Annotated in this window: 26 protein-coding genes; 1 reads left to right on the top strand and 25 read right to left on the bottom strand. The window is 50.6% G+C overall.

Going from position 1 to position 24,594, the window contains the following annotated elements:
* Nucleotides 1-55: 55 nt before the first annotated feature.
* From LX24_RS02885 to cysK, 22 genes are all read right to left on the bottom strand, one after another.
* Nucleotides 56-760 (bottom strand): hypothetical protein, encoded by a 705-nt coding sequence (locus LX24_RS02885; RefSeq protein WP_166510630.1) that lies wholly within the window; start codon nucleotides 758-760, stop codon nucleotides 56-58.
* A 316-nt stretch (nucleotides 761-1,076) separates the two neighbouring features.
* Nucleotides 1,077-3,023 carry an acetate--CoA ligase gene (locus tag LX24_RS02880; protein WP_166510629.1) on the bottom strand — a complete coding sequence of 649 codons (1,947 nt, stop codon included), beginning with the start codon at nucleotides 3,021-3,023 and terminating at the stop codon, nucleotides 1,077-1,079.
* Between the two features lie 265 nt (nucleotides 3,024-3,288).
* Complete coding sequence (locus tag LX24_RS15095; protein ID WP_279233167.1) at nucleotides 3,289-3,411, bottom strand: hypothetical protein; 123 nt, start codon at nucleotides 3,409-3,411, stop codon at nucleotides 3,289-3,291.
* Between the two features lie 54 nt (nucleotides 3,412-3,465).
* Nucleotides 3,466-4,155, bottom strand: coding sequence for a GntR family transcriptional regulator (locus tag LX24_RS02875; protein ID WP_166510628.1), 690 nt, complete (start codon nucleotides 4,153-4,155; stop codon nucleotides 3,466-3,468).
* 77 nt (nucleotides 4,156-4,232) lie between these two features.
* Entirely contained in the window at nucleotides 4,233-4,865 is a 633-nt protein-coding gene (locus LX24_RS02870) for a CBS domain-containing protein (protein WP_166510627.1), read from the bottom strand.
* A gap of 61 nt (nucleotides 4,866-4,926) precedes the next feature.
* The gene (locus LX24_RS02865; protein ID WP_166510626.1) at nucleotides 4,927-5,340 is read right to left on the bottom strand and encodes a chemotaxis protein CheW; all 414 of its coding nucleotides are present in this window, start codon (nucleotides 5,338-5,340) and stop codon (nucleotides 4,927-4,929) included.
* 94 nt (nucleotides 5,341-5,434) lie between these two features.
* A complete protein-coding gene (gene rpe / locus LX24_RS02860) occupies nucleotides 5,435-6,100 on the bottom strand; it encodes a ribulose-phosphate 3-epimerase (protein ID WP_166510625.1) in 666 nt (221 codons plus the stop codon).
* A gap of 1 nt (nucleotide 6,101) precedes the next feature.
* On the bottom strand, nucleotides 6,102-6,971 hold the full coding sequence (gene rsgA, locus LX24_RS02855) for a ribosome small subunit-dependent GTPase A (protein ID WP_166510624.1): 870 nt from the start codon (nucleotides 6,969-6,971) through the stop codon (nucleotides 6,102-6,104).
* 10 nt (nucleotides 6,972-6,981) lie between these two features.
* Nucleotides 6,982-8,856, bottom strand: coding sequence for a Stk1 family PASTA domain-containing Ser/Thr kinase (gene pknB, locus LX24_RS02850; RefSeq protein ID WP_166510623.1), 1,875 nt, complete (start codon nucleotides 8,854-8,856; stop codon nucleotides 6,982-6,984).
* A 39-nt stretch (nucleotides 8,857-8,895) separates the two neighbouring features.
* Nucleotides 8,896-10,284 carry a peptidoglycan D,D-transpeptidase FtsI family protein gene (locus tag LX24_RS02845; RefSeq protein ID WP_166510622.1) on the bottom strand — a complete coding sequence of 463 codons (1,389 nt, stop codon included), beginning with the start codon at nucleotides 10,282-10,284 and terminating at the stop codon, nucleotides 8,896-8,898.
* Entirely contained in the window at nucleotides 10,281-11,534 is a 1,254-nt protein-coding gene (locus LX24_RS02840; protein ID WP_166510621.1) for an FtsW/RodA/SpoVE family cell cycle protein, read from the bottom strand. Before LX24_RS02840 ends, LX24_RS02845 begins: the two co-directional genes overlap by 4 nt.
* A gap of 1 nt (nucleotide 11,535) precedes the next feature.
* Nucleotides 11,536-12,252: a Stp1/IreP family PP2C-type Ser/Thr phosphatase gene (locus LX24_RS02835; protein WP_166510620.1), complete on the bottom strand. Its 717-nt coding sequence runs from the start codon at nucleotides 12,250-12,252 to the stop codon at nucleotides 11,536-11,538.
* On the bottom strand, nucleotides 12,203-12,742 hold the full coding sequence (locus LX24_RS02830) for an FHA domain-containing protein (RefSeq protein ID WP_166510619.1): 540 nt from the start codon (nucleotides 12,740-12,742) through the stop codon (nucleotides 12,203-12,205). Before LX24_RS02830 ends, LX24_RS02835 begins: the two co-directional genes overlap by 50 nt.
* A gap of 5 nt (nucleotides 12,743-12,747) precedes the next feature.
* Nucleotides 12,748-13,488: an FhaA domain-containing protein gene (locus LX24_RS02825; protein ID WP_166510618.1), complete on the bottom strand. Its 741-nt coding sequence runs from the start codon at nucleotides 13,486-13,488 to the stop codon at nucleotides 12,748-12,750.
* A 6-nt stretch (nucleotides 13,489-13,494) separates the two neighbouring features.
* On the bottom strand, nucleotides 13,495-14,550 hold the full coding sequence (gene rlmN, locus LX24_RS02820; RefSeq protein ID WP_166510617.1) for a dual-specificity RNA methyltransferase RlmN: 1,056 nt from the start codon (nucleotides 14,548-14,550) through the stop codon (nucleotides 13,495-13,497).
* A 56-nt stretch (nucleotides 14,551-14,606) separates the two neighbouring features.
* Nucleotides 14,607-15,968 carry a 16S rRNA (cytosine(967)-C(5))-methyltransferase RsmB gene (rsmB, locus tag LX24_RS02815; protein WP_166510616.1) on the bottom strand — a complete coding sequence of 454 codons (1,362 nt, stop codon included), beginning with the start codon at nucleotides 15,966-15,968 and terminating at the stop codon, nucleotides 14,607-14,609.
* Nucleotides 15,965-16,759, bottom strand: coding sequence for a DUF116 domain-containing protein (locus LX24_RS02810; protein WP_166510615.1), 795 nt, complete (start codon nucleotides 16,757-16,759; stop codon nucleotides 15,965-15,967). The genes rsmB and LX24_RS02810 overlap by 4 nt, the downstream gene beginning before the upstream one ends.
* Nucleotides 16,743-17,714, bottom strand: a complete 972-nt coding sequence (gene fmt / locus LX24_RS02805) for a methionyl-tRNA formyltransferase (RefSeq protein ID WP_166510614.1) — start codon at nucleotides 17,712-17,714, stop codon at nucleotides 16,743-16,745. Before fmt ends, LX24_RS02810 begins: the two co-directional genes overlap by 17 nt.
* Before the next feature lie 33 nt (nucleotides 17,715-17,747).
* Complete coding sequence (def, locus tag LX24_RS02800; protein WP_166510613.1) at nucleotides 17,748-18,203, bottom strand: peptide deformylase; 456 nt, start codon at nucleotides 18,201-18,203, stop codon at nucleotides 17,748-17,750.
* A gap of 39 nt (nucleotides 18,204-18,242) precedes the next feature.
* Nucleotides 18,243-20,483 (bottom strand): primosomal protein N', encoded by a 2,241-nt coding sequence (priA, locus tag LX24_RS02795; RefSeq protein ID WP_166510612.1) that lies wholly within the window; start codon nucleotides 20,481-20,483, stop codon nucleotides 18,243-18,245.
* 79 nt (nucleotides 20,484-20,562) lie between these two features.
* Nucleotides 20,563-20,856 carry a hypothetical protein gene (locus LX24_RS02790; RefSeq protein ID WP_166510611.1) on the bottom strand — a complete coding sequence of 98 codons (294 nt, stop codon included), beginning with the start codon at nucleotides 20,854-20,856 and terminating at the stop codon, nucleotides 20,563-20,565.
* 126 nt (nucleotides 20,857-20,982) lie between these two features.
* The gene (gene cysK / locus LX24_RS02785; RefSeq protein ID WP_207706513.1) at nucleotides 20,983-21,900 is read right to left on the bottom strand and encodes a cysteine synthase A; all 918 of its coding nucleotides are present in this window, start codon (nucleotides 21,898-21,900) and stop codon (nucleotides 20,983-20,985) included.
* A gap of 84 nt (nucleotides 21,901-21,984) precedes the next feature.
* Between cysK and LX24_RS02780 the strand changes: the two genes are divergently transcribed.
* Nucleotides 21,985-22,440 carry a MarR family winged helix-turn-helix transcriptional regulator gene (locus LX24_RS02780; RefSeq protein ID WP_166510609.1) on the top strand — a complete coding sequence of 152 codons (456 nt, stop codon included), beginning with the start codon at nucleotides 21,985-21,987 and terminating at the stop codon, nucleotides 22,438-22,440.
* Between the two features lie 28 nt (nucleotides 22,441-22,468).
* Here the strand turns inward: LX24_RS02780 and coaBC are convergent, their stop codons facing one another.
* The 3 genes from coaBC to gmk form a co-directional block, all read right to left on the bottom strand.
* Complete coding sequence (coaBC, locus tag LX24_RS02775; RefSeq protein ID WP_166510608.1) at nucleotides 22,469-23,671, bottom strand: bifunctional phosphopantothenoylcysteine decarboxylase/phosphopantothenate--cysteine ligase CoaBC; 1,203 nt, start codon at nucleotides 23,669-23,671, stop codon at nucleotides 22,469-22,471.
* 12 nt (nucleotides 23,672-23,683) lie between these two features.
* Entirely contained in the window at nucleotides 23,684-23,902 is a 219-nt protein-coding gene (rpoZ, locus tag LX24_RS02770; RefSeq protein WP_166510709.1) for a DNA-directed RNA polymerase subunit omega, read from the bottom strand.
* An 81-nt stretch (nucleotides 23,903-23,983) separates the two neighbouring features.
* Nucleotides 23,984-24,589 (bottom strand): guanylate kinase, encoded by a 606-nt coding sequence (gene gmk / locus LX24_RS02765; protein WP_166510607.1) that lies wholly within the window; start codon nucleotides 24,587-24,589, stop codon nucleotides 23,984-23,986.
* Nucleotides 24,590-24,594: the final 5 nt, after the last annotated feature.

Genomic DNA, 24,594 nt, shown 5'->3' with positions numbered 1-24,594 from the left:
ACACCTGAGCTGTATATCCGGTGTTCAATTCTGAACTGGTCCTTTGACCAAATTCCTAAGATATTTCGGGCTTGCTCAAGCTGCCTCTATACTTATGTAAGTCCGAAATCATGCCGTTTATCCGGTCAATGGCGGCTTTGCTTTTCCAGTAACCCTGTACGTCGGTACACCGGTTGAGACAGCCATACAGCACACTGAGGCGCAAATGAAGCCGCCTTGGTAGCAGGGCAACATCACCACCCAGCTTGTGCCATGCTTCAGTGAAAAAAATGGTTTTCCCGGTTTCATTATGCAGGTGATCATATTTTTCGCCATTACCCGCTGCCAGGTCATTGACGATGGACTGGTTTTTTTTCAGTTCCTCCAGCAGTTCATCAATGACAAACAACCTTTTTTCAGTGACCTCCTGTACCCTGATCACCTGGTAATACCAAACCGTAACAATTACACCGAACAGTGTTAACAACCCACCCAGCGCGGCCTCATTAAACCCCCTGGCAAATTCCGGCGTATTGACGTGCTCCCCCAGGGTATCAAATAGGCTAGGCAGTGCACTGGAAAGCCACTCCCAATTAGCCATAATCACAATCAATTCTCTGTTTAGAGACAGTATCACCCAAATAATTACGGGACTGAATATCATGAGCAGGCAAATAAAAAGCTTTTTAATAAACCTGAGCATTTTACGCAACATGCGATTCGCCATGGTAGTTAAAACTTTTCTAAATTGTTGTGCATTAGAGAGATTACATTCGTTCATATAAAACCTCCCCAAAAAACTATGCCTGGCTAAACTTTTCGCAAAAAAAAACCACCTTTTGTCATCCGGCGGCTTTTTTATCTTATCCAGATTTATTAAAATTATCCCTTTTGTCAGGCCATAACCCGGTTTCGAAAGCACGGATACGCCAGGGTCTCTGCCTAAGCTTGAAATACATACTCAGCTGGCTATACTTTCAGTTTCCGTAATGAGTACTTTGCTGGCATCACAAAAGCCGCCGTAACAACAGCGGCTTTTGGCCTAATCAACTATTAATATGTTTCGCCCTTTAACCGGCGACCAGTTGTGACGGTTCTTAACCTTTCATCTTAGAAATGGCATCTTTAATTTCCGCAATAGAGGCTTCTTCCTCAATGGTGGACAAGTCACCAAGTTCCTTACCAATCCAGAGGGTCTTCATCACCCGGCGCATGATTTTACCGCTGCGGGTTTTGGGCAGCGAACCCACAAACTGGATATCCCGCATAACCACGATGGCCCCCATAGTATTGCGCACGTGGGCAATGAGTTCTTTTCTCATTTCCTCGGTAGGTTCGTAACCCTGTTTGAGCACCACAAAGGCGCAGGCCACCTCACCTCGCAGTTCGTCAGGCACGCCGGATACACCGGCTTCCACCACCGCCGGGTGAGATATCAGCGCGCTTTCCACCTCTACGGTGCCGATACGGTGCGCAGCTATTTTGATTACCTCGTCGGAGCGGCCGGCAAAGAAAATGTACCCGTCCTCATCCATATAGGCGGCGTCACCGCAAAGATATTTTCCGGAGGTAGCGGGCAAGCGCTCCCAGTAATTCATCTTGTATCCCTCGGGATCGTTCCATAACGTGGAAACCAATCCCGGGAAAGGCTTCTTAATGACCACAACGCCCTTTTCTCCGGGTGGCAGAGGCTTGCCGTCTTTCTCATCAAGCACTTCGGCCACCACGCCGGGTACCGGTACATGCGCTGAACCCGGCTTGATGGGCAGTATACCCAACCCGTACGGGTTGGCGAAAATGGGACCGGAAGTCTCGGTCTGCCACATGTGATCCATCACGGGAATCCTGTTCTCAAATACTTGCTCCTGCAGCCAGGACCAGGCCGGCGGGTTCAATGTTTCACCGGCGCAGAATATCCTCTGCACAGAGCTAAGATCATGTTTGCGAGCTTCATCGATACCCAGGCGCATTAATCCCCGCACACCGGTGGGAGACAGCCACAACGCAGTGGCTTTATTTCGTGAGGCCACGGACCACCACATATCCTTATTGGGATAATCCGGGGTTCCTTCATAGAGAACTGTGGTACAGCCCGTCAACAGTGGACCGTAAACATTGTAACTATGCCCAACGATCCAGCCGATATCAGAGGTACAAAACCAAACATCGCTCTCTTTAAGACCATAGACCCACTGGCCCATACTGTATACATAAATCTGGTAGCCGCCATGTTTTTGCACCGTTACTTTGGGTTTGGCGGTTGTACCCGAAGTGGGAAGTAAGAACAGCGGATCGTTGGAGTCCATTATTTCGCAGGCATCACTCTGCCCCTCCCCAAAGGCCAGAAATTCTTCCCAGAAAATATCCCGTCCGGCCACCATGGGATAATCCCGCTGGGTGCTCTTTTTCAGCACCACCACTTTTTTGATTAATTCAGGCGGGCATTTGGCAATACCCTCGTCGACAATCGGTTTTAACGGTACCGGTTTGCCCCGCCGGGAACCCTCATCCTGAGCCAAAATAAAGTTAGCCCCGGATATTTGCAGGCGATCAGCCACGGCATTGGAGGAAAAGCCCGCAAAGATAACCACATGAATGGCACCTACCCGGGCACAGGCCAGCATTGAGGCCACCGATTCAATTCCGGTGGGCATGTATATGGCCACCCGGTCACCCTTTTTAACCCCCATACCACGCAGCGCCCTGGTATATTGTTTAACCAATTCAAACAGCTGCGCGTAAGTAACGGTTCTTACCTCTCCCGTTTCCCCGGATTCAGCCACGATGGCCGCACGGCCTGCCCGGCCCTTCTCAATATTATAATCAAGACAGTTGTAGCTTATATTTGTTTGTCCACCCACAAACCACTGGAAAGTTGGATACTCCCAATTAAATGCTTTATCCCATTTTTTAAACCACTTGATTTCACTCATGGCCTCTTCGGCAGCATGCCCCCAAAAGCCTTCAGTATCTTCGGCTGCCCAGTTCATGAAGTTTTGAACCTTTGGCGGAATTAGGCCGGTGCCGACTCTTTTTTGTTGCATTATTAAACATTCCTCCCTAAGCATTTATTTATTTAATCTATTATCAATCATTTGAGGGACATTAATCGGGGCACATTTAAAGATAAGAGTATTTACACCCCCTTGGGCCGAATTTTCTAAATATAATTTATTTTCATTATATTATAGCAATATTGATGACATAAATATATTGCCGCCGGAATGTAATAATTCATCTCCCAATGGTTGATAACATTATTAAAAGAACTCCCTTAACCTGATTAAGCTAAGGGAGTTCTTTAATAATTTATTGGTTTTTGTTTTCCTGCTCTTCCACCGCGGTTAGTTGCGGCTCCTCCAGCTCTTTGCGGCCGGCGTTGGCCGGCTTTTCATAATCCCGGGCTTTTTTTTCGAGGTCTTTAAACCCCATGATATACATACCCCCTTGGTTATTTGGGAGTATTATTTGCCATTATGAAAAAAATTATACATCGCTGTTTTGATACAGATTGACTCCTTGCAAATCCTGCGTCTCTGCCGGTGTGTCTTCACCGGTGACCATCTGATAGACCATTCTGGCCGAGTCATGGGTCCCCACTATTAACAGGACATCTCCAGCCTGCAGGGTGGTTTTTGCTTCCGGGGAAACCATTTCATGACCGTTGCGGTAAATGGACAGTATGGTGGCCCCGGTACGGGCCCTAAAATCCGCCTCGGCCATGGATTTACCCAGCAGCGGCGATTGTGGGGGAACGGTGACTTCCTCCAGCTTTTGAAGCCGCCCGGCCATTTTAAAAGTATAATCCAAAAGCTGGTTGGTAAGGTGATCTATTTCAGTGTTTAACTTTTCCCTTTCCTTAAGCAGTTCTGTTAAGCGTTCTTGAATGTCCAGCAGTACCTTTTTTTGATTATAATCCGCCAGGTATTCACGGGCGGCTGCATCTGATTTAACCACCACACCCACCCCGGGCATGACATCAACGATACCCCGTTCCTGTAGTAACGTTAAGGCCCGCCTGATGGTTTCGGGGGATACGTTGTATTTACCGGCCAGTGTGGACCGGCCAAAAATCTTTTGACCCAAACGGTATTCGCCCCGTACAATACGGGTGGCAATGTCCACCGCTATGGTAATATATCTGGCCAGGTAGACGTGCGAACGATGTTCCTGCATCAGTTTTCTTCCCCTTTTTTTAATATACTGCTGCATATAGAAATATTTAATGCGGCATAATTTAGTTTATATACATGCTAATTATTATAAATAACCTTGATACCACGCCCGTTCAAGTCATTTAACAGCTCATCGGCATTTGCGGCATTTAATCTGAGCATAACATGCACCTTACCATCGTCCTTCTCCCGGCAAGCCACACCCAGAACATTTAATCCATGTTCTTTAACTACCATAAGCACATCGGCCAAGGCACCCACTTTGTTATCCATTTCCAGAACCAGCCTGACTCCGGCCCGGTGTAAACCAAACGTCCGGATAAGGGCATCAAAAACGTCCGTCTGGGTGATAATGCCCACCAACTCACCAGCATCCACCACCAGCAGACAGCGGATGCGATGCTGGCGCATTTGCAGCGCCGCCTCCTCAATGGTACATGATGATGGCACGTGTATTGGGTCTTTTACCAGCACATCCTTAACAGTCATCTTGGCCAACAGATAGTTCATTTCGTAAATACTCAGCGTAGAAGCGGGAGAAGGGGATACCGTCAACAACTCACGTTCACTAATAATGCCAACTAGTTTACCGCGGTCCACCACCGGCAACTGCCGTATTTTCTTGTTGCGCATAATGTTAAGTGCTTCCAGTACAGGTGTGTTTACCGGTATGGTGATTGGTGAGGTGCTCATATAGTCCCTTACAAACATATAAAAATCCCCCCTTTTATATAATAAAGCCGGCTTTCCATGAGCGGATCACCGGCTATGACTACATTACCTTGGCCAAATTCAATAACAGCCAGAGGTTTTCCCCCTTCTTAACCACACCGCTAATATAGTCTACATTGTCACCATCAACCACCGGGGGTTCCACCTCATCCGCAGTATATCTACCCACTTCCCGCACATTATCCACAATCATACCCACTTTTTGCCCGTTATACTCCACTACGATAATCCGGGTGGAATCGTCATAATCCTTTATTGGCAGCCCTAACCGGCGATTCAAATTTATGACGGGCACAATACTGCCTCGCAGGTTGATAATCCCCTCAACGTAACTACTGGTGTTGGGAACCCTGGTTATTACCGCCATGCGAATAATCTCCTGCGTTTCCTGTATCGGCAAGGCATATAGCTGTTCTGCCAGCTCAAAGATCACCAGTTGTCCTTCATTTTGCATTTATATACACCTACTCCCGGTAATTGTTTAACATTAATTATATGACAATTTGTTTAATTATCCTTTAAGTTAAGATGGAAAATAAAAATTTTTATTACTCCTTGCCACCACGGGCCGCTTCCCTTAATGCCCGCACCGCCGCTGCCGGGTCAACAGCTCCGAATACCGCCGACCCGGCCACCAGTACACCAGCGCCCGCCCTGGCCACATCGGAGGCGGTATCCGTATTTACACCACCATCCACCTCTAGCCATGTACCCGGTTTATTTTCCTTTAAATAGTGGCTTATTTGCTGTATTTTGGGTAGCATTTGCGGTATAAACTTTTGTCCACCGAACCCCGGGTTCACTGTCATCACCAGTACCAGATCTATAAGGGGCAAAACATAATCCAGATTATTGACGGGTGTGGCCGGGTTAAAGGCCACACCCGCCATTTTGCCCGCCTGTTTAATCATTTGCATGGTGCGGTGCAAGTGGGGGCAGGCCTCGACATGTACAGTAATAATATCGGCACCGGCAGCGGCAAAATCATTAATATAGCGATCGGGATTGTCAATCATCAAATGCACATCAAAAACAAGACCGGACAGTGGCCTTAATGCCTTAACCACCAGGGAACCGATGGTTATGTTGGGCACAAAATGACCGTCCATCACGTCGATATGTAAAAATTCGGCGCCGGCTTGCTCCACAGCCCGCACCTGCTCCCCCAGAACAGCAAAATCAGCCGACAAAATTGACGGGGCAATTTTAATCAAACTAATATCTCCTTTCCGCATCCATAACTTCCGCTAAAAATTCAAGGTAATGCCCGTAACGCAGCGCTGATATTTTTCCCTGCTCCAAAGCCTCTTTCACCGCACAGCCCGGTTCCCGGTGATGCAGGCAACCCGTAAACCTGCAACGTCCTTCATAAACAGCAAACTCATTAAAATACCCGGCCAAATCTTCCCGGCGCATGGCTGGCAAATGCATACTGGAAAATCCCGGAGTGTCCGCAACCAGACCACCATCATGCAGAGGAATTAACTCTACGTGTCTGGTGGTATGCTTGCCCCGTTTCAATTTAGTGCTGATATCACCGGTTTTCAGCTCCAACCCGGGCTGCAGAGCATTCAGCAAACTGGACTTACCCACCCCGGATGGCCCGGCAAAAACGGTAATACGGTTTTTTAAAATATCACGCAAACCGTCCATATGGGCACCCGTCCTGGCACTGACCCAAAGAACGGTGTGGCCTGTTTTTTGATACTGTTTTAATATTTCCGGCTCCATGCCACCGGCCAGGTCTTTTTTATTAAAGCAAATCACCGGTGTAATGCCCGCCACCAGGGATTGCACCAGAAACCGGTCTAAAAGCGCCGGGTTTGGCTCGGGGTTTTTGATGGCAAATACAATCACCGACTGGTTCACATTGGCCACGGGAGGTCTTGTCAACCGGGTGCTGCGGGGCAAAATCTCCTCCACAACACCCTCCGCATCTGTTAACAATTTTACATTCACCCGATCGCCAACCAACGCCTGCCCGCACTGCCGGCGGATCTTCCCCCGAATGGCGCATTTTATAACCCGGTCCTCAATCTGTACGAAATAAAAACCACCATAGGCCTTTATTATAACTCCGTTCATAAAGGCCCCCCTATGATAATTCGTCTTCCCAGATTAACTCTTTGTCGATATATACCTGCACCACCCCACTACCCACGTAAGTTATTTTCTCGTTTATGCGTTCGCCGGCCTTATGGGAATCAGCATATTGCAATTGTCGCCCCCTGGCATCCTCCACCACTATTTCAACCAGGTGCTCCTGGTCGTCACCGGGTATTTCGTCCGATATTTTAACCCTGGCCGTACGCTCCACCGGTCCGGGACCGTTGTGCAATACAACACTGACCAGTGTCCCTTCTTCAACTTCGGTACCGGGCGCAGGGTTTTGTCTAATGATCTGCCCCGGGTAAAAACCTGCTTTAAACTCTTGTTGAATATCATCTTCATTTAACACTAAATTTATTTCAGCTAAAATAGCCCTGGCCTCATCCAGTGTATGACGGGTTAAATCGGGCACCTGTTGTTTTTTGGGTTCCGGACCCTTGCTGATGGTGATTTTAACCTCGGAACCCTTGGGTACCAACTCCCCGGCTGCAGGAGACTGCACCACTACATTTCCCTTGGCCACTTGGTCGTGAAAAATTTCATCGTAGGGACGGGCCAGCTTTAAACCTGCTTCGTTTAATCGATATTCCGCCTCGTAATCCGTTACATTAAACAGGTCGGGCACTTCACACATTTCCGGGCCCTTACTTATCGTAAGCACAACTTCACGGGGCGGTTTTACCGCGGCATCTTCCGGTCCAATGCTCTGGGCTATAACTTTGCCCTTCTCTTCATCATCGTAAACTTCATTGAAACTGACCGTTAGCCCCAGCGCCGTTAGTTCCTCATAGGCCTGTTCTTTAGTCATGCCGATGACACTGGGCACCTTAATGGGAGTAACATTCATAATGTTATAAAAATAATATATACCGCCGGCTACTATCCCCGCCATCAATACCGCCACCGTTGCCAAAATCCAAACCCGCGTAGTCAAACCACCGGCTTTCCGGGTTGTTTTTCCGGGGGTGGTTTTATTCTTTGCCGCGCCGTACGCCGCCTTGGCCACCAGTTCATCAGCGGGAATAACCACCGTGGCCTGCCCGGTGTCCTCGAGGGCCAGTTCCAAATAGCGAGCTAGCTCCGCCGCGCTTTTATACCTGTCTTCGGGCTGTTTTTCCATGGCCCGCATAACCACTTCGGCCAGTTCCGCGGGCACGCCGGGGTTTACTTCATCAACGGGCTGCGGAGTTTCCTGGATATGTTTTATGGCCACGGCAATGGGGCTGTCCCCGCTATAGGGTTGTTTACCGGTTAACATTTCATACAATAAAATGCCTACAGCGTAAATATCTGATTTGGTGGTGGCGGTCTCACCCCGGGCCTGCTCCGGGCTTAAATAATGTACCGACCCCATAATAGTATCAGTGCGGGTAATGGTGGCCGAAGTGGCTTCCATGGCAATACCAAAATCAGTAAGTTTGGCCCGCCCGTCATCTGTAATCAATATATTATGGGGTTTGACGTCCCGGTGCACGATATGATTTTCATGGGCATGCTCCAAAGCTTCGCAAACCTGTATGGCGATGCGTACCGCATGCTCTGGTCTTAGTTGCCCGTTCTTCCGGATAATAGCCTTCAGATTATCTCCCTGGATATACTCCATTACCAGATAGTGAATACCATCTTCCTGACCTACATCATGAATGTTTACAATGTTGGGATGGGACAAACTGGCCACGGCCTGGGCTTCGCGCCTGAATCGCCTGATAAAATCCTCGTCCGAGGTAAACTCCGGGCGCAACACCTTGATGGTTACAAAGCGGTTTAAAAATGTATCCCGGCTTTTATAAACAATGGCCATGCCGCCGCCACCCAGTTTTTCCAGTATCTCATATCTGTTTCCCAGCATCTTGCCGATCATAATTAATTCTCCTCAAAAATCATCTGGCTCACTGCGCACTTAGCTATCCAGTAAATCCAGCGCCCGCCTGAAAACCTCCCGGGCTATTGGTGCAGCCACGGCTCCTCCCGATCCGGCGTTTTCCAGCAGCACCGCCACCGCCACCCGGGGCTGGTGGGCCGGGGCAAAGCCCACAAACCAGGCATGACTTCTACCATGCGGGTTTTCGGCCGAGCCAGTTTTACCGGCCACGGTTATGCCTGGCAGCGCCGCTGCTTTTCCGGTACCTTCCCTCACCACAGCAATCATCTCCTCGGTTAAAGCGGCGGCCACCTCCGGCTCCATAGCTTTAAGCCACTGGCGGGGCTGCATGTTAATTTGGCCGCCCTTTGCATTACTATAACTGGAAATTAAATACGGCTTCATAATAATACCGTCGTTGGCCACTGCTGCGGCCAGTAAGACAGCCTGCAGCGGGCTGATCAATAGTTCGCCCTGACCGATGGCGCTGGAGGCCAGGTTCGGGCCATCCATTTTACCGGCCGGTGTTATATGCCCATTATATACCGGCAGCGGGAATTCAAATTGTTTACCTATCCCAAAGGCCCCGGCCTGCCGGACAAACCGCTCGTTACCCACAGCCAGGCCATACCGTCCAAAGGCTACATTACAGGATTGGGCAAAGGCCTTTCTAAAATCCACTGTACCGTGCACCGCGTTATCCCTTAATGTAAAACCGGTTACTTTTAATTGCCCGGTACAATCTATGTTATCTCTGGCCATTTTAGGTAATTCGGAGAGCAAAGCCGCCGCGGTAACCACCTTGAATACGGAACCGGGAGGATATGCCCCCTGGGCAGCCCGGTTTAACATGGGTGAATCGGGCTGGTTCATGTAACCCGCCACCTGAGCGGGGTCATAATTTGGATAACTGGCCATGGCCAGTACTTCCCCCGTGGTGGGGTCCAACACCACTATGGCCCCTTTTTGCCCGCCCAGTAGATCACTGGCACTTTTTTGCAATTCGGCATCGATGGTCAAGGTAACATCATTGCCCATACCGGGGTGTCCCAAAATACGGTTACGCAGTGCGGAAATATCATTGCCGCCCTCAAGTCCCAGTAAAACTTTGGCCATGTTCTTTTCAATACCCGCAGCACCGTATTTGCTCGAATTATAACCGACAACATGCGCGGCCGCACTGCCCAGCGGGTATTCCCTGGTGTAGCCGTTTTCCACCGGCACGCTGCAAGCCAATATATTGCCCCGCCTGTCCAGGATATCTCCCCTTTTAATTTGACTTTCCCGGGCGGCAATACGCGGGTCGGCCGGTACGGTATTATTTCCGGCTACATAATCAATATAGAGCGGTATCAAGGCCAGATACACGCAAATTACCCCGAGGCCCGCCAGTATTAAATAGGCAAGCCTGCGCACATTGTTTTTCATGGCAAATCGGCCTCGCCGGAAATATTAAGCAGCATCCCGGCCAAAATAAAATTGGCCACCATTGAACTACCTCCGTAACTGATAAATGGTAAAGTAATACCTGTCATGGGCAATAATTTGGTCACACCGGCAACGATAATAAATATTTGCAATCCCAAAATGGTAGTAAAACCCGCAGCCATCAACCCGGCATATTCATCCCGGGCCACCAGGGCAATTTTAAAACCACGGTATACCAGCAGCATAAATAACACCATAATACCGATGCCGCCCAGTAAACCGGCTTCCTCACAAATGGCGGCAAAGATGAAGTCGGTGTGCACCGCCGGAATAAACCCGGGAAATCCGGCTCCCAGTCCGGTGCCTAAAATGCCACCGTCGTTAATGGCATAAAGGGATTGGATGATTTGGTAGCCCGAAGTCTGGGCTGTGGCCCAGGGATCCAGCCAAATGGCCACCCGTGTATGCACATGGCTCACCACCGTGTAAGCCACCGCCGCGCCGGAAAAAAACATCAACGCGCCCAGTAGAATATACAACCACCGGGCCGTGGCCATATATACCATGGCCAGAAAGGTACCAAAATAAATTAGCGCAGTACCCAGATCCTTTTGAAATACCAACACCAGCAGCGCTGTCAGCCACATACCCAAAAGGGGACCCCATTGCTGAACACCGGGTAAAAAGTAGATTTTCTGTTCACCCGCCTGCCACAGCATGCGACTCTCCATTAAATAACTACCCAGGAAAAATACCAATAACAGCTTAACAAATTCAGAAGGTTGAAAGTGGAACAGGCCCAAATCCAGCCAACTTTTGGCCCCGCCCAATTCAATGCCGAAAAATACAGGCAGCAAGAGCGCCAAAATGCCGGTCAGGGCCACCAGGTACTTGTATTCGGCCAAATCCCGGTAACAGCGCAGTAGAGTAGTGGTAAGAAATAACGCAACCATACCGATAATCACCCAGGATAATTGCCTGTACCCGTATCCGGGGTTCAGCCGGAAAAGGAACACCACCCCGGTACCGGCCAGAAAACTGATGATGGGTGTGATATACTGGTCAAATGTAATCTTCCGGTGCTGCCACAACACACTGAGCAGCATAAAACCGGCAAATATTACAAGTGCGGCAGCCATGGCCCATAACCCGTCCGGTCCGGGTTCCTTTAGATAAAGAACCGCTCCCCCGGTGAACGTGTAAAGGAAAGCCACAGCCAGTAATTTTCGTTCTCTACCTCGCCCGTACAATTTAATCCACCGCCAGCAGAATGATTGTAATATTGTCGTTACTACCCGCTGCTATGGCTTCTTTGAGGAGCAAATGTAAAGCTTCCTGTGGGTCCGGAGACACTAGCAACAGGTCGCCAATCCGCTGTTCCGGCACAAAACCGGTTAATCCATCTGTGCAGATAAGGATCCGGTCGCCCCGGGCAAGGCTATACTCATAAATATCCACATTTACCCGTGGACCGACACCCAGCGCTCTGGTTAAAACATTGCGCCGCGGGTGTTGCAGTGCTTCCTTTTCAGATATGCCGCCACCGTCAATCAACTCCTGTACCAGCGAGTGATCAACGGTTAATTTATTGATATTACCCTCCCGGAGCAGCAGCGCCCTGCTATCCCCCACGTTGGCCACTGTGGCATGATAGCCTTGCACCAGGCAGGCGGTAATTGTTGTACCCATACCCCGTCGCTGCACATCTTTGCTGGCAGCCAGATAAACCACTTCATTCGCTTTTTGTATACCTGTTGCCAATTTGTCCGGGTAAGGTGCATTATCATGCCGGTGGTCCCTCAGGTAATCCTCCAATACCCCCAGGGCCAGCCTGCTGGCAACATCCCCGGCCAAATGTCCCCCCATACCGTCCGCTACGGCAAATAAACCCAAATCAGGGCACACGCAAAGCCAATCTTCATTTCTTCGGCGTACCGGACCGCACTCGGTGATCTGACTCCACCTCATAACCCCACCTCACAAACTTGAATATTATCTCTCCTATTCTTATTTGATCACCATTGGCCAGCACAGCGGGTCCGGCAAGGGGTTTACCGTTTAAATAAGTGCCGTTTTTGCTTCCCAAATCCTCAAGCCAGAACTGCCCGTCCCGGCTGAACAACCTGGCATGGTTGTTTGAAGCAAACCGGTCAGGTAGAATCACTTCATTATTCGGACCCCGGCCCAGTCTCAACTCCCGGGACAGGGCAAACTCCACACCTTCCATGTCATATTCAGCAGGTGCGGATTCAACCACCAACACTCCCGGGCCGCTTCTTTCCATACCTGCCGGAGCGGCCACCCGGTAAGCCCCGCCTTCTCTCATTGCCGCAGTATTGCCAGCCCGGGGCTCTGCCGTATTATGTAGATCTTTAATTAAATGAATTAAAACTATAAATATAAATACGTAGATCAGCACGATAAAAGCAGTGCGTAATACAAATAAAACAATATCCAAAAAAATCATTCCACCTTAAATATCAGTACCGTATTACCCATTTTTACAACATCGCCATGGCTTAGCTCTATTTGGGCCACCTTCACCCCGTTGACATATGTGCCGTTGGTGCTGGACCGGTCCCTTATGACAAAATGCCGGCCTGTACGGTTTATGACGGCATGACGCCTGGAAATACTGTTGTCCGGTAAGCATATATCGCAAATTTCGCCGCGACCGATGGTAACCTGGTTACCTTCCAATACAAACTTTTTACCAGCCAGGGCACCCTCCACCACTTCCAGCAGCACAGTTACATTACGTTCCGGTTCGGGCACACCCCGCACCGGGGTAAAGCGCATGGTATCTTCCACCGTTTCCGGCTTTTCCTCTACACACTCATCAAAAAAACTGTTTATTTCCACTTGCCCCCGGGGCAATTGCTCCCGTTCCATGAAGGACACCGCCACTGCCCCCAGCAGGGTATACTTTTTCTCCACCGCTTTATTCTTCACATAGTCCACCATCTCCGCCGACAACCGGTCCATAAGCGGGCTGACCGCAGCGTAATCCTTTGGTCCCAGAATAACTTCAAACCGGTTGGGTACATAAATATCCTTCAGGCCGACCCGGCGCCGGTCACGCATTTCCCTGGCCAGTTTTTTGGCAATATCCACCGGCTGCAAGCCTCCACCACCGAATTTATCTTTAAAAAAACCTTCAATATATTTTTCCAGGTTCCCTTCCAGCTCCGAAAAAAACCCCACCGTCGATCACCTCGTTACGGTTTTTTCACCGGCCGCAAACCGCCGGCGCAGTTGCCCGCACGCGGCATCAATGTCCAACCCCATTTCCCGGCGTACAGTTACCCGGTATCCTTTTTTCTCCAAGACTGCCTTGAAAGCATGCACATCTCCGGTAGTGCTTCTGCTAATACCCCGTTCTGGTACCGGATTGGCCGGAATTAAATTAATATGACAGTGAATTCCGCGCAGTATACCGGCTAGTTCCCTGGCATGGGTCAAAGTATCATTCACACCGCCCAGCAGAGCATATTCAAATGACACCCGCCGCCCCGTGTATTCGGCATAGTCACCACAGGCCGGCAGTAACTTTTCCAGCGGGTAGACTTTGTTAATGGGCACCAGTTGATTGCGCAATGCATTATTGGGGGCATGCAAGGAAACCGCCAGGGTTATGGCCAGGCGCAGATGCATTAGTTCATAAATACGCGGTACGATACCGCAGGTTGATAGAGTAACGTGCCGCTGGCTGATATTCAACCCGTAAGAAGCGGTAACCAGCTCAATAAACTTTACCGTGGCTTCATAATTATCCAGCGGCTCCCCCGAGCCCATTAACACAATACGGCTGATGCGCCGGCCGGATGCCTTTTGTATGGCCCAAATCTGGTCGATCAGTTCCCCCGGTGTAAGGTTGCGGGTGAGCCCCTCCAGGCCCGAGGCGCACAACCGGCAGCCCATACGGCAGCCCACCTGGGTGGAAAGACAGGCGGTGTAGCCATAGTGATATTTCATTAATACACTCTCTACAACTTGACCGTCCTGTAATTCCAGCAGGAATTTGACGGTTTCCTGCTTCCGGGAATTTTTTTTATCCAGCACCGTCACCCCGCCGGGACTAAATTTACCAGCCAGCCTCTCCCGCACTTCCCCGGGCACATTGGTCATATCCGCAAAGGAATTCGCCCCTTTGCGTTGCATCCAGTCAATTACCTGGGCAGCCCTGAATTTGGGCATGCCAAGGGCTGTTATTTCACGTTCCAACTCCTCCAAAGTCAAATCTTTAATATTGGGCAAGACCGGCATAAAATATCCCCCGTCAACATGTTTTGCTATTTCTACACTCTCTTAAACAAATCCTGCTATGCACCGCTTTTACGCAGCCTGGCCATAAAAAAACCATCCAGGCCATGTACGTGCGGCAATATCTGCAAATAACCCCGGCTCATAGTTTTTCCATGATCAAGACTGGCGGGTAAAAACTCAACCAGGGACTCCGGGCGATAACCGGGATGCTTAAGTAAGAACCGTTCCACCTGCTCCAGGTTTTCCTCCCGGGTTATGGTGCAGGTACTGTATACCAGCACGCCGCCGGGTTTTAAGGCCGCTGCAGCGGATTCCAAAATCTGCGCCTGCAGTTCCGTTAAACTATTAATTTGCTCTTCATCCTTACGCCATCTGGCGTCCGGTCGCCGGCGCAACACGCCCAAACCGGAACAGGGTGCGTCCACCAGCACATAATCGGCCCACCCTCTGTATTCCTCCGGTATTTGCCGGGCATCGGCCAAAACCGGCTGTACTATTTGCACCCCCAAGCGACGGCAGTTTTCTTCAATAAGTTTTATTTTATGCCTGTGTACATCCAGGGCTTTTATTTCACCCCGGTTCTGCATTAATTGAGCCAGGTGCGTTGCTTTACCACCGGGAGCACTGGCTACATCCAACACCCGGGCACCGGGCAACGGGCGCAGGGCCTGGCCTACCAGTATGGAACTTTCATCCTGGGCCTGGAGTTGACCTTCCTGAAAGGGTGCCAGGGAACCAAGGGATACGAAACCATGCAGGTGCAAGCAATCAGCAGCGTACCGGCCCCTTTGGGCCTCCACGCCCAGGGTTTTAAGCCTCTCCATCAACTCCGTAGCACTTGTTTTTAACGTATTTACCCGCACGGTGTTGGGTGCGGGTTGGTTGTTGGCCACACAAAGGGCCTCTGTTTCTTCAAAACCAAAATCATCCAGCCACTTGCGCACCAGCCAGGCCGGGTGGGAATGGCGCAAAGCTATATATTGCACCGGGTCTTTACCGGGGTCGGGGTAGTTTAACCGCTCCTTGCCCCGCACTAAATTACGCAGCACCCCGTTGATAAATTTAACAATACCCTCATGGCCGTATCGACGAGCCAGGATAACCGACTCGTTAACAGCGGCGGAATCGGGCACCCGGTCCATAAACATCACCTGGTAGGCACCTAAACGTAATATATTCCGCACCACCGTGGAAAGGCCGGCCAGCGGTCGGCGCAGGAAGTGACCCAGCGCCCAGTCCAGGGTGTTTTGAGTGCGCAGCGTACCGTAAACCAGCTCTGTAATAAAAGCCCGGTCCAGTTTACCAGGGCTTGTTTTATCCAGTACCGACCCCAGGGCCAGATTGGCGTAGGCTTCCCGTTCATCCACCGCCAACAGCACTTTCAGGGCGGCTTCCCGGGTGTTCGCTTTATGCTTCAAGTACCATCACTTCCATTATGCAAAAAGTATTGGATGGCTTCATCTACCTGTTGAAAAGAAAACTGCGTATCATGGCACGGCCCGTGGGGCCTTAAATTGGTGACGCCCAGCACCGGCACCGGGTTGGCATCCAAAATACCGCTGGTTAAATCTCGCTCACAGGCTATGGCCACAATGGCCTTGGGACGGTAATCCCGTACGTATTTGCGGGCCAGGGTGCCCCCGGTGGCCATCCCCACCCGGATACCGTAACGATCCCGCAGTTGCAATAAATCGCCGACCATGCACTGGCCGCAACGGCGGCAATTATCCACATTGCCCGTAACTTTATGTACACAGGTGCTGCTTTGCAGGCAGTGCGGGGCCAACAGCAGCAGTTGCTCCGGTGAGGCACTGGTATTAAGTGCCCGAACCAAATTATTATTCACTTCAATAAAAGACCGTTTAATCCGATCCATATCCACCCTGAACAACCTGCCCAGTATCAACACCAGGGGGAAAAAAGTATTAATAGCCACCCGGGTGGGACCCCGTAATAATGCAAAGGGCTTGGCGCGGATAATTGTTAAAACTATGCCGGCCAGGCCGAAGCCGGCCAGCAAAATAACAATTACCAGCACCACGGCCACGGCCAATAACACCAGTTTATAAATCGTCGAACGCTCCGGATTAAAAATCAGGTACCAAATGGCCAGGGCCAGAAAACCCACCACCAGTAAACTGACCAGCAGCAACCCGATAAAAAGACGTTTGCGTTCGTGAATCTGTACCATTTTATGCTCGGCCCTCATCCCCGTTCGCCTGCCCTTCACCCAGCTTGCTGGAAACATCCAGCGGGTGTCCTCGCAAAAAATCGGCCGCACTCATCCTTTTTTTACCCTGCAGCTGCAACTCATCAATACTCAACACTCCGCCACCGGTTTGCACTAAAATCCCCCGGTTACCGCCAGCCGCCAGTAACCGACCCGGTTCGACATCACCCGCCGGGTAATCCCGGACCACGGATACCCGCCATATTTTAATTAGCTTGTCCCCCAGGGAGGTGCATGCCCCCGGCCAGGGATTGAGGCCCCTGACCTGGTTTTTTATGGCTACCGCGTCCTTTTCCCAATGAATTATTTCATCAGACCGGGTCAGCATGGATGCATAGCTGGAACGGCTGTCATCCTGGGGCACGTGCTGCGCCCGGCCGCTTTCAATTAGCTCCAAAGCCTCAATTACCAGTTTAGCGCCCAGTTCGGCCAACCGGTCATGCACCAACCCCACGGTATCATCAGGCCCAATGGGCACCCGGTCCTGCAGCAGCATGGCACCGGTATCCAGTCCCGTATCCATTTGCATAATGGTTACACCGGTTTGCTGTTCACCGTTGATCACGGCCCTGTGAATGGGGGCGGCTCCCCGGTAAGCAGGTAGCAGCGAGGCATGTACATTAATACAACCGTGCGGGGGCAAGTACAAAATTTCAGCAGGCAGTATTTGCCCGAAAGCGGCTACCACGATGATATCCGGAATTAAATCTTGCAGCACTTTAACAAAGGCGGGCTCGCGCACTTTTAGAGGTTGATATACTGTCAGCCCCGCCGCCAGGGCTGCGTTTTTAACCGGCGACGGGCGCAGTTTTTTCCCCCGCCCGCCTGGTTTGTCGGGCTGGGTAACCACAGCGACAACCTCATGGTTGTACTGCACCAGTGCCTGCAGCGACGGTACGGCAAAATCGGGCGTACCCATAAATACAATACGCATATTACTAAAACTCCTTCATCCCCACAGCATTAATCACTGTACCTTCTTTAAATTCTTTGCCTTGTCAATAAATAAAATTCCGTCCAAATGATCTATTTCATGCTGCAGGGCCCGGGCCAGGTAACCCCGGGCCGGTAGCTCAATTTCTTTGCCATACCGGTTTTGACCCTTAACTTTGATCCGTTCGGCCCGGGCAACCTCACCCACCATACCGGGAATACTCAGGCAGCCTTCGCTGTCAATTTGGGTGCCCTCGTACTCCACAATTACCGGGTTGACAAACTCTACCAAACCATCGCCAATATCAACCACAATTACCCGTTTGGAAACCCCGATCTGCGGAGCGGCCAGTCCCACACCCTGATTGGCATACATGGTATCTCGCATGTTATCCAATAATTTTTCCAGGTGGGGGCCAAACTTGGTTACTCGAACGGATTTTTCCCTTAACACATCGTCCCCGACCTCCACTATCTTGTAGACTGCCAACTTTAACTGCCTCCTTTTTACAAACCCTGTTAAATTTCTTTATATAATATGCATGGGATCCACATCTATGCTCAGGCGCAAGTCTTTGCCCGGCGCAACACCACCGGTTACCTGCCAGAATTGTTCCATAACCAGGCGTAACTGACGGTAATCCGCACTCCAAAGAATGATATGCCACCTGTAGTCTTCCTTCAGCCGGGCCAAAGGCGCCGGTGCCGGTCCTACTATCTGTATTTTTTCCCCGTTCAGCCTGGTCACAAACCCATCCAAATGTTGACGTATTTTATCCGCCGCTTGCTGCACAGCAGTGTCATCTTTACCCAGTACCAACAATCTGACCATTTTGGCAAAAGGGGGATACCCCATGTCCTTGCGTACGGTAACTTCCCGCTGAAAAAAAGCACTGTAATCATGCCTGGAGGCAGCCTGTACAGCATAATGCTCCGGCGTAAATGTTTGAATCAACACCTCGCCCGGCTTGTCTCCCCGCCCCGCCCGCCCGGCCACCTGGGCCAGCAGCTGAAAAGTACGCTCACCGGCCCGAAAGTCCGGCATGTGCAGTGTACTGTCGGCATTAATTACCCCCACCAGAGTCACTCCGGGTAAATCCAGCCCTTTGGCCACCATTTGTGTTCCCACCAATATATCCGCTTCACCCCTGGCAAAAGCAGATAATATCTGTTCATGGGAGCCCTTGCGGGTGGTGGTATCGGCGTCCATGCGCAAAATACGGGCCTCTGGCAAGGCGGCCGCAAGTTCCATTTCTACCCGCTGGGTGCCCGTGCCAAAATAGCCCAACTGATTACCCCCGCAATCAGGACACCGTTTGGGTGCCTGTACACGGTAATTACAATAGTGACAGCGCAGTCGCCCGTCGGCGTGATAGGTAAGGGAAATATCACAGCGGGGACATTTGAGCACCATCCCGCACTCCCGGCATACCACCAGAGTTTTAAAACCCCGCCGGTTTAAAAAAATAATGGTTTGTTCATTATTATGCAGCTTCTCTCGCATTTTTTGCAATAGCGCCAGGCTAAATATACCACTATTACCTGACTGCACTTCCCGCCGCATATCCACCAGTTGTACCCGGGGCATGTTTTTGCCGTTAATTCTCGTGGTCATATTAATTAACTTGTAACTGCCGCCGGGTAAAGCACGGCAATATGATTCCAGAGAGGGGGTGGCGCTACCCAGCATTAATACTCCCCTGCTCTTTCGCGCCCGGTAGAGGGCCACCGCCCGGGCATGGTACCGCGGCGCTTCATCCTGCTTGTAAGAGGGTTCGTGCTCCTCGTCAATAATGATTAGTCCTGGATCGGGGACCGGTGCCAGTATGGCCGAACGTACCCCCAGTACCACCGGCGCGCTACCGTTCTCTATACGGGACCATTCATCGTATCTCTCGCCGTCGGACATGCGACTGTGTAGCACCGCCACATCCCGGCCGAAACGGGCCTTATACAGCCGAACCATTTGCGGGGTTAGGGATATCTCGGGCACCAGGGTAATGGCCTGCCGGCCGGTGCGTAATACCTGCTCGATACAACGCAGGTAAACCTCGGTTTTACCACTGCCCGTAACACCGTGCAGCAAAAATACCTGGTGCCCGCCCTGCTGTATGGCCCTGGTAACATCTCGTACGGCCCGGCTCTGCTCACCGGTTAAGCTTACCGGGTTCTGTTCTACAATTTTATAGTGTGCATAGGGGTCCCGCATGGATGAATCTGTTTTTACCTTTAGCAACCCCATTGCACACAACTGGTTGATCACAGATAATGATACACCGGCCACCGCCGCCAGTTCCCGCTTGTTCAGCCCGGGGCACTCCAGCGCAGCTTCAATGGCCGCCTTTTTTTTAGGCGCCCGGGATAATTGCTCCCGAACTGCAGGCAATTGGACCGGATCCACGGCGCTATAAAGCCTGGCCACGGCCCGTGGGGTAGTTTTTTTAAGCACCGGTGCAACCACTGTTTGCAGGGCCTTTACAGTGCCACAAAAGTAATAACCCGCCAGCCATTGGGCCAGGGACAGTTGATCTTCCCGAAATATTAAGCTTTCATCCACCAGGTCGATAATTTCCTTTACCCGGGCCACGGCTTTGCGTGCACTTAATCCCACCACAAAACCCGTCACCTTTTGTTTACCAAAAGGAACCCTCACCCGGGTGCCAAATTGAACCAAGCCCTCCAGTTTTTCAGGTACCCGGTATTGATAGGTGCGGTCATTTTTAAAAACAGGCACCTCAACCAGTACATCGGCAAATAATTGATTACTCATTGCATATATCCCTCTAGTCGTTTAGCCGCTGCTAGTTATAACCGCTTACTTTAATTATAGACCATAGTAATGCAGCCCCTCAATCCATTTTTTGGCACGGCCCAAACAGGCGCCCGCTTTCCGCCGGTGGATGCTGGGGGGCATGAACAATGGTCAGGCTGTTTAAAATCATTTCCTTTTCATATTTCAGTTGATTATCCTGATAATACCGCTGCCTGATTTCCACCCGGGGAACATATACGGAAAATTCATGGGGCACTGAATTGGATACTTGACGGGCCATGGATAACACCACATCACCAATTTTAATGGTGGCCGTATCTGTTTGTGAAAAAGGGCGCCTTAATATTTTCTTTATTTTATTAATCGGCATATTTATCACCCGGCAGCTTTATAAACATATTATGACACTATAGTTAAATTGTGTATAAAAACATAAAAATGCGCTCGGATTATAATTAAGCGCATTAATATATGTATAAATGATTATTTTATTTCATCAACCCTCGAATACCGGGGTACTCAAGTACCGTTCGCCGGTATCCGGCAAAATGGTGAGCACGGTTTTACCGGGCCCCAGTTCACGGCCTACGGTCACCGCGGCATGCACAGCAGCGCCACCGGATAACCCCGCCAGTATACCTTCTTCCCTGGCCAAGCGTTTGGTCATGTTAAACGCTTCCTCATCGGATACGGTAAAGGGGGAATCCACCAGTGCCAGATCTAGATTGGCGGGCACAAAACCATCCCCGATGCCTTGAATACCGTGTCTCCCCGGTTTGCCCCCGGACAGCACAGCCGACTTTTTAGGTTCCACAGCATATACTCTAATATGGGGATACTTTCTCTTTAACACCCGGGCCACTCCGGTCAGCGTACCGCCCGTACCCACACCGGCCACATAAGCATCAATTTCACCATCCACCTGCTCCAATATTTCCGTAGCCGTGGTATGCTCGTGAAAAGCCGGGTTATCAGGATTGGCAAACTGGTCGGGCATCCAGGCTCCGGGTATTTGAGCCACCATTTCTCTGGCCTTTTGCACGGCTCCATCCACATCCTGGGCAGCAGGTGTCAGCACCACTTCAGCCCCGTAGGCACGGGCCAGTTGTCTTCTTTCTATACTCATTGAATCGGGCATCACCACAATCACCCGGTATCCCTTAACTGCGCCTACCATGGCCAGTGCAATGCCCTGGTTGCCACTGGTGGGCTCTATAATAACCGTACCCGGCCGAATTAGGCCCGCTTTTTCGGCGGCGGTAATCATACCCAATGCCGCTCTGGCCTTGGCACTGCCGCTGGGATTGACCATTTCCAGTTTGGCCAGGATTCGGGCGTCGCAGCCGTCGGTCACTTTATTCAGCCTGACCACCGGGGTATGACCCACCAGCTCCAGAACATTGTTATAAATCATGCTCACTTTTTATTCTTCCCTTCCATATTATTTGTTGACAGAAGCTCATATGGCTATTTACAATTTATGTGGAGGTAATTTACATTGTCCAACAAAAAGCCCAACGACGCCTATTTGGCTATCCGAACCATTATTGAACTTACCAGAACATATGACACACTGGAAGATATAATGGGCAGGCATTTTGCCCGTTTCGGGCTGTCACAGCCCAAATTCAATGCCATGATGCAGGTACGCCAGGCGGGCGACCGGGGACTGGCCCTGTCCGAGCTGGGCGAGCGCATGCTGGTAACAAGGGCCAACATCACCGGCCTGATCGACCGCATGGAAAGGGACGGCCTGGTGGTGCGGGAAGCCGACCCCAAAGACCGTCGCGTGTACAGGGTTAAGCTTACCAACAAAGCATCAAACCTGTTGGACGACATTCTTCCCATACATGCAGATTTTTCCCGCCGGCTGGTGTCTGTTTTAGACGTTACAGAAAAAAATCAGCTGATCGAATTATTACAAAAATTACGCCTGGAAATGGAAAAAATATAATACGACGCAGCAATTTAATCTGCTGCGCCTATTTTTTACCTTCTTTTAATCGAATCACCTTATCCCAAATAACTTCACTTAGGGCCAGCTTATCCATAAGCGGCAGTTTCTCCACCTTACCGTCCGGATACAATATGTGAACCAAATTGGTGTCACTACCGAAACCGGCCCCTGGCCGGGTAACATCGTTGGCCACCAGCAGATCCAAGTTCTTTTTGCTTATCTTTTCCCTGGCGTTTTTTATTAAATCCTCGGTTTCGGCGGCAAATCCCACCAGCAGTTGGTGTTTTTTTCGCTTGCCCAGTTCCATTAAAATGTCCGTATTCTTTTCCAGCTCCAGCACCATACCCGCATCATTTTTTTTAATCTTTTGCGCTGCAGTGACCCGGGGACGGTAGTCGGCCACAGCGGCCGCTTTTACCACCACATCCACCCCGGGATAAAGCTCCATCACCGCCCGGTACATTTGTTCTGCCGTTTCCACGTTAATTACATGCACCCCGGCGGGCACCGCCAGGCTGGTGGGAGCGGAGACCAGGTACACTTTCGCCCCCCTCTTGGCAGCTGTTTCGGCCAGTGCATAGCCCATTTTTCCGGAACTGCGGTTACTGATATACCTCACCGGATCTATTGGCTCCCGGGTACCCCCTGCGGTAACCAATACCGTATTTTGGGCCAGGTCTTTTTTCCCGGTCAGCATGACTTTAACCCGTTCAAAAATAACCGCTACATCGGCCAACCGCCCCGGTCCTTCATCTCCACAGGCCTGACGCCCCACAGCCGGATCCACCACCACAACGCCCATATGACGCAGGCGACTTAAATTATCCTGCACCGCCCGGTTACGGTACATGTTAACATTCATGGCCGGGCAAACCAGTACGGGACAATCCATGGCCAGCACCGTAGTGGTAAGTAAATCATCAGCCATCCCACAAGCTAGTTTAGCTAAAATATTTGCGGTGGCAGGCACGATCACTGCCATATCGGCCCGGCGGGCCAGCTCTAGATGCGGGTAACGCCAGCCCGGTGGTGTTTCAAAGGTGTCAACATGCACGCGATGGCCCGATATGGCTTCAAAGGTCAAGGGTTTTACAAACTGCTGCGCTCCGGCGGTCATAATTACGTGCACTTCGGCACCAACCTTAACCAGGTTGCTCACCAGGTCCAGAGCACGATAAGCGGCAATACCACCGGTAACTCCGATAACAATAAACTTTCCTGCAAGCATGGGGCACCCCCGCTATTTAATACCTTGCTTGGTTCTCCGGTAAGTTATATTACCCTGGACAACTTCATGCAGTGCCGCCGACACAGGCTTAGCGAACACATCAGGTTCCTCATTTTGTTCTTGTTGCAAAGCCATTTCCATTATTTGACGAGCCCGTTTAGCCGATATCACCACCAGAGTGTACCGGCTGTCCACCTTTTCCATCAAATCATCCAGAGAAGGTTTATTCATGGCCATAGGCGTGTAAACCTCCGAAATATATTATTTATTTAATACTATGCTGTCTCTTTTATAAACCGTTTATCAGGCATTTTAGTATTTTTGCAGAAGCAAGTCAATATCAAAGAGCCCGGGACGGCACCTTTCCGCAATTATGATAGCCGACACCTTGCGGGTAGCGGCGGCCAGATCATCATTGATCACCAGATAGTCATACTCACGCACTTTTTTTATTTCACTTTCCGCCCACTGCAACCGGTGCTCAATGGCATCATTGCTGTCCGTACCCCTGTTTTTTAAACGATTGGCCAGTTCAGCCCGGGACGGAGGGATTAAAAAGATAAGTACGCAATTGGGGTACTTACTTTTAACGTGCAGTGCGCCCTGGACGTCAATTTCCAAAATAACATCCAAACCACCATCAATGGCCTCCAGCACAGGTTGCCTGGGTGTCCCGTAATAATTCCCGTATACATTGGCCCACTCCAGTAGTTGATCCCCGGCAATGAGCGACTCAAATTGCTCCCGGTTTAAAAAATAATAGTCTTTGCCGTGCTGTTCGTTGCCGCGAGGCTTTCTGGTCGTTGCCGAAATGGAGAGATGTAAATTATCCAGTTCTTTAAATAGACCCTGGCATACTGTTCCCTTGCCGGAACCGGAAGGGCCGGATATCACTATTAAATTACCTTTGCTTTTCATGCATC

Origin of the sequence: Desulfallas thermosapovorans DSM 6562, assembly GCF_008124625.1 — a bacterium.
GTDB lineage: Bacteria > Bacillota > Desulfotomaculia > Desulfotomaculales > Desulfallaceae > Sporotomaculum > Sporotomaculum thermosapovorans.
The sequence above is the reverse complement of the archived record's forward strand: the minus strand, read 5'-3'. Positions and strand labels throughout refer to the sequence as shown.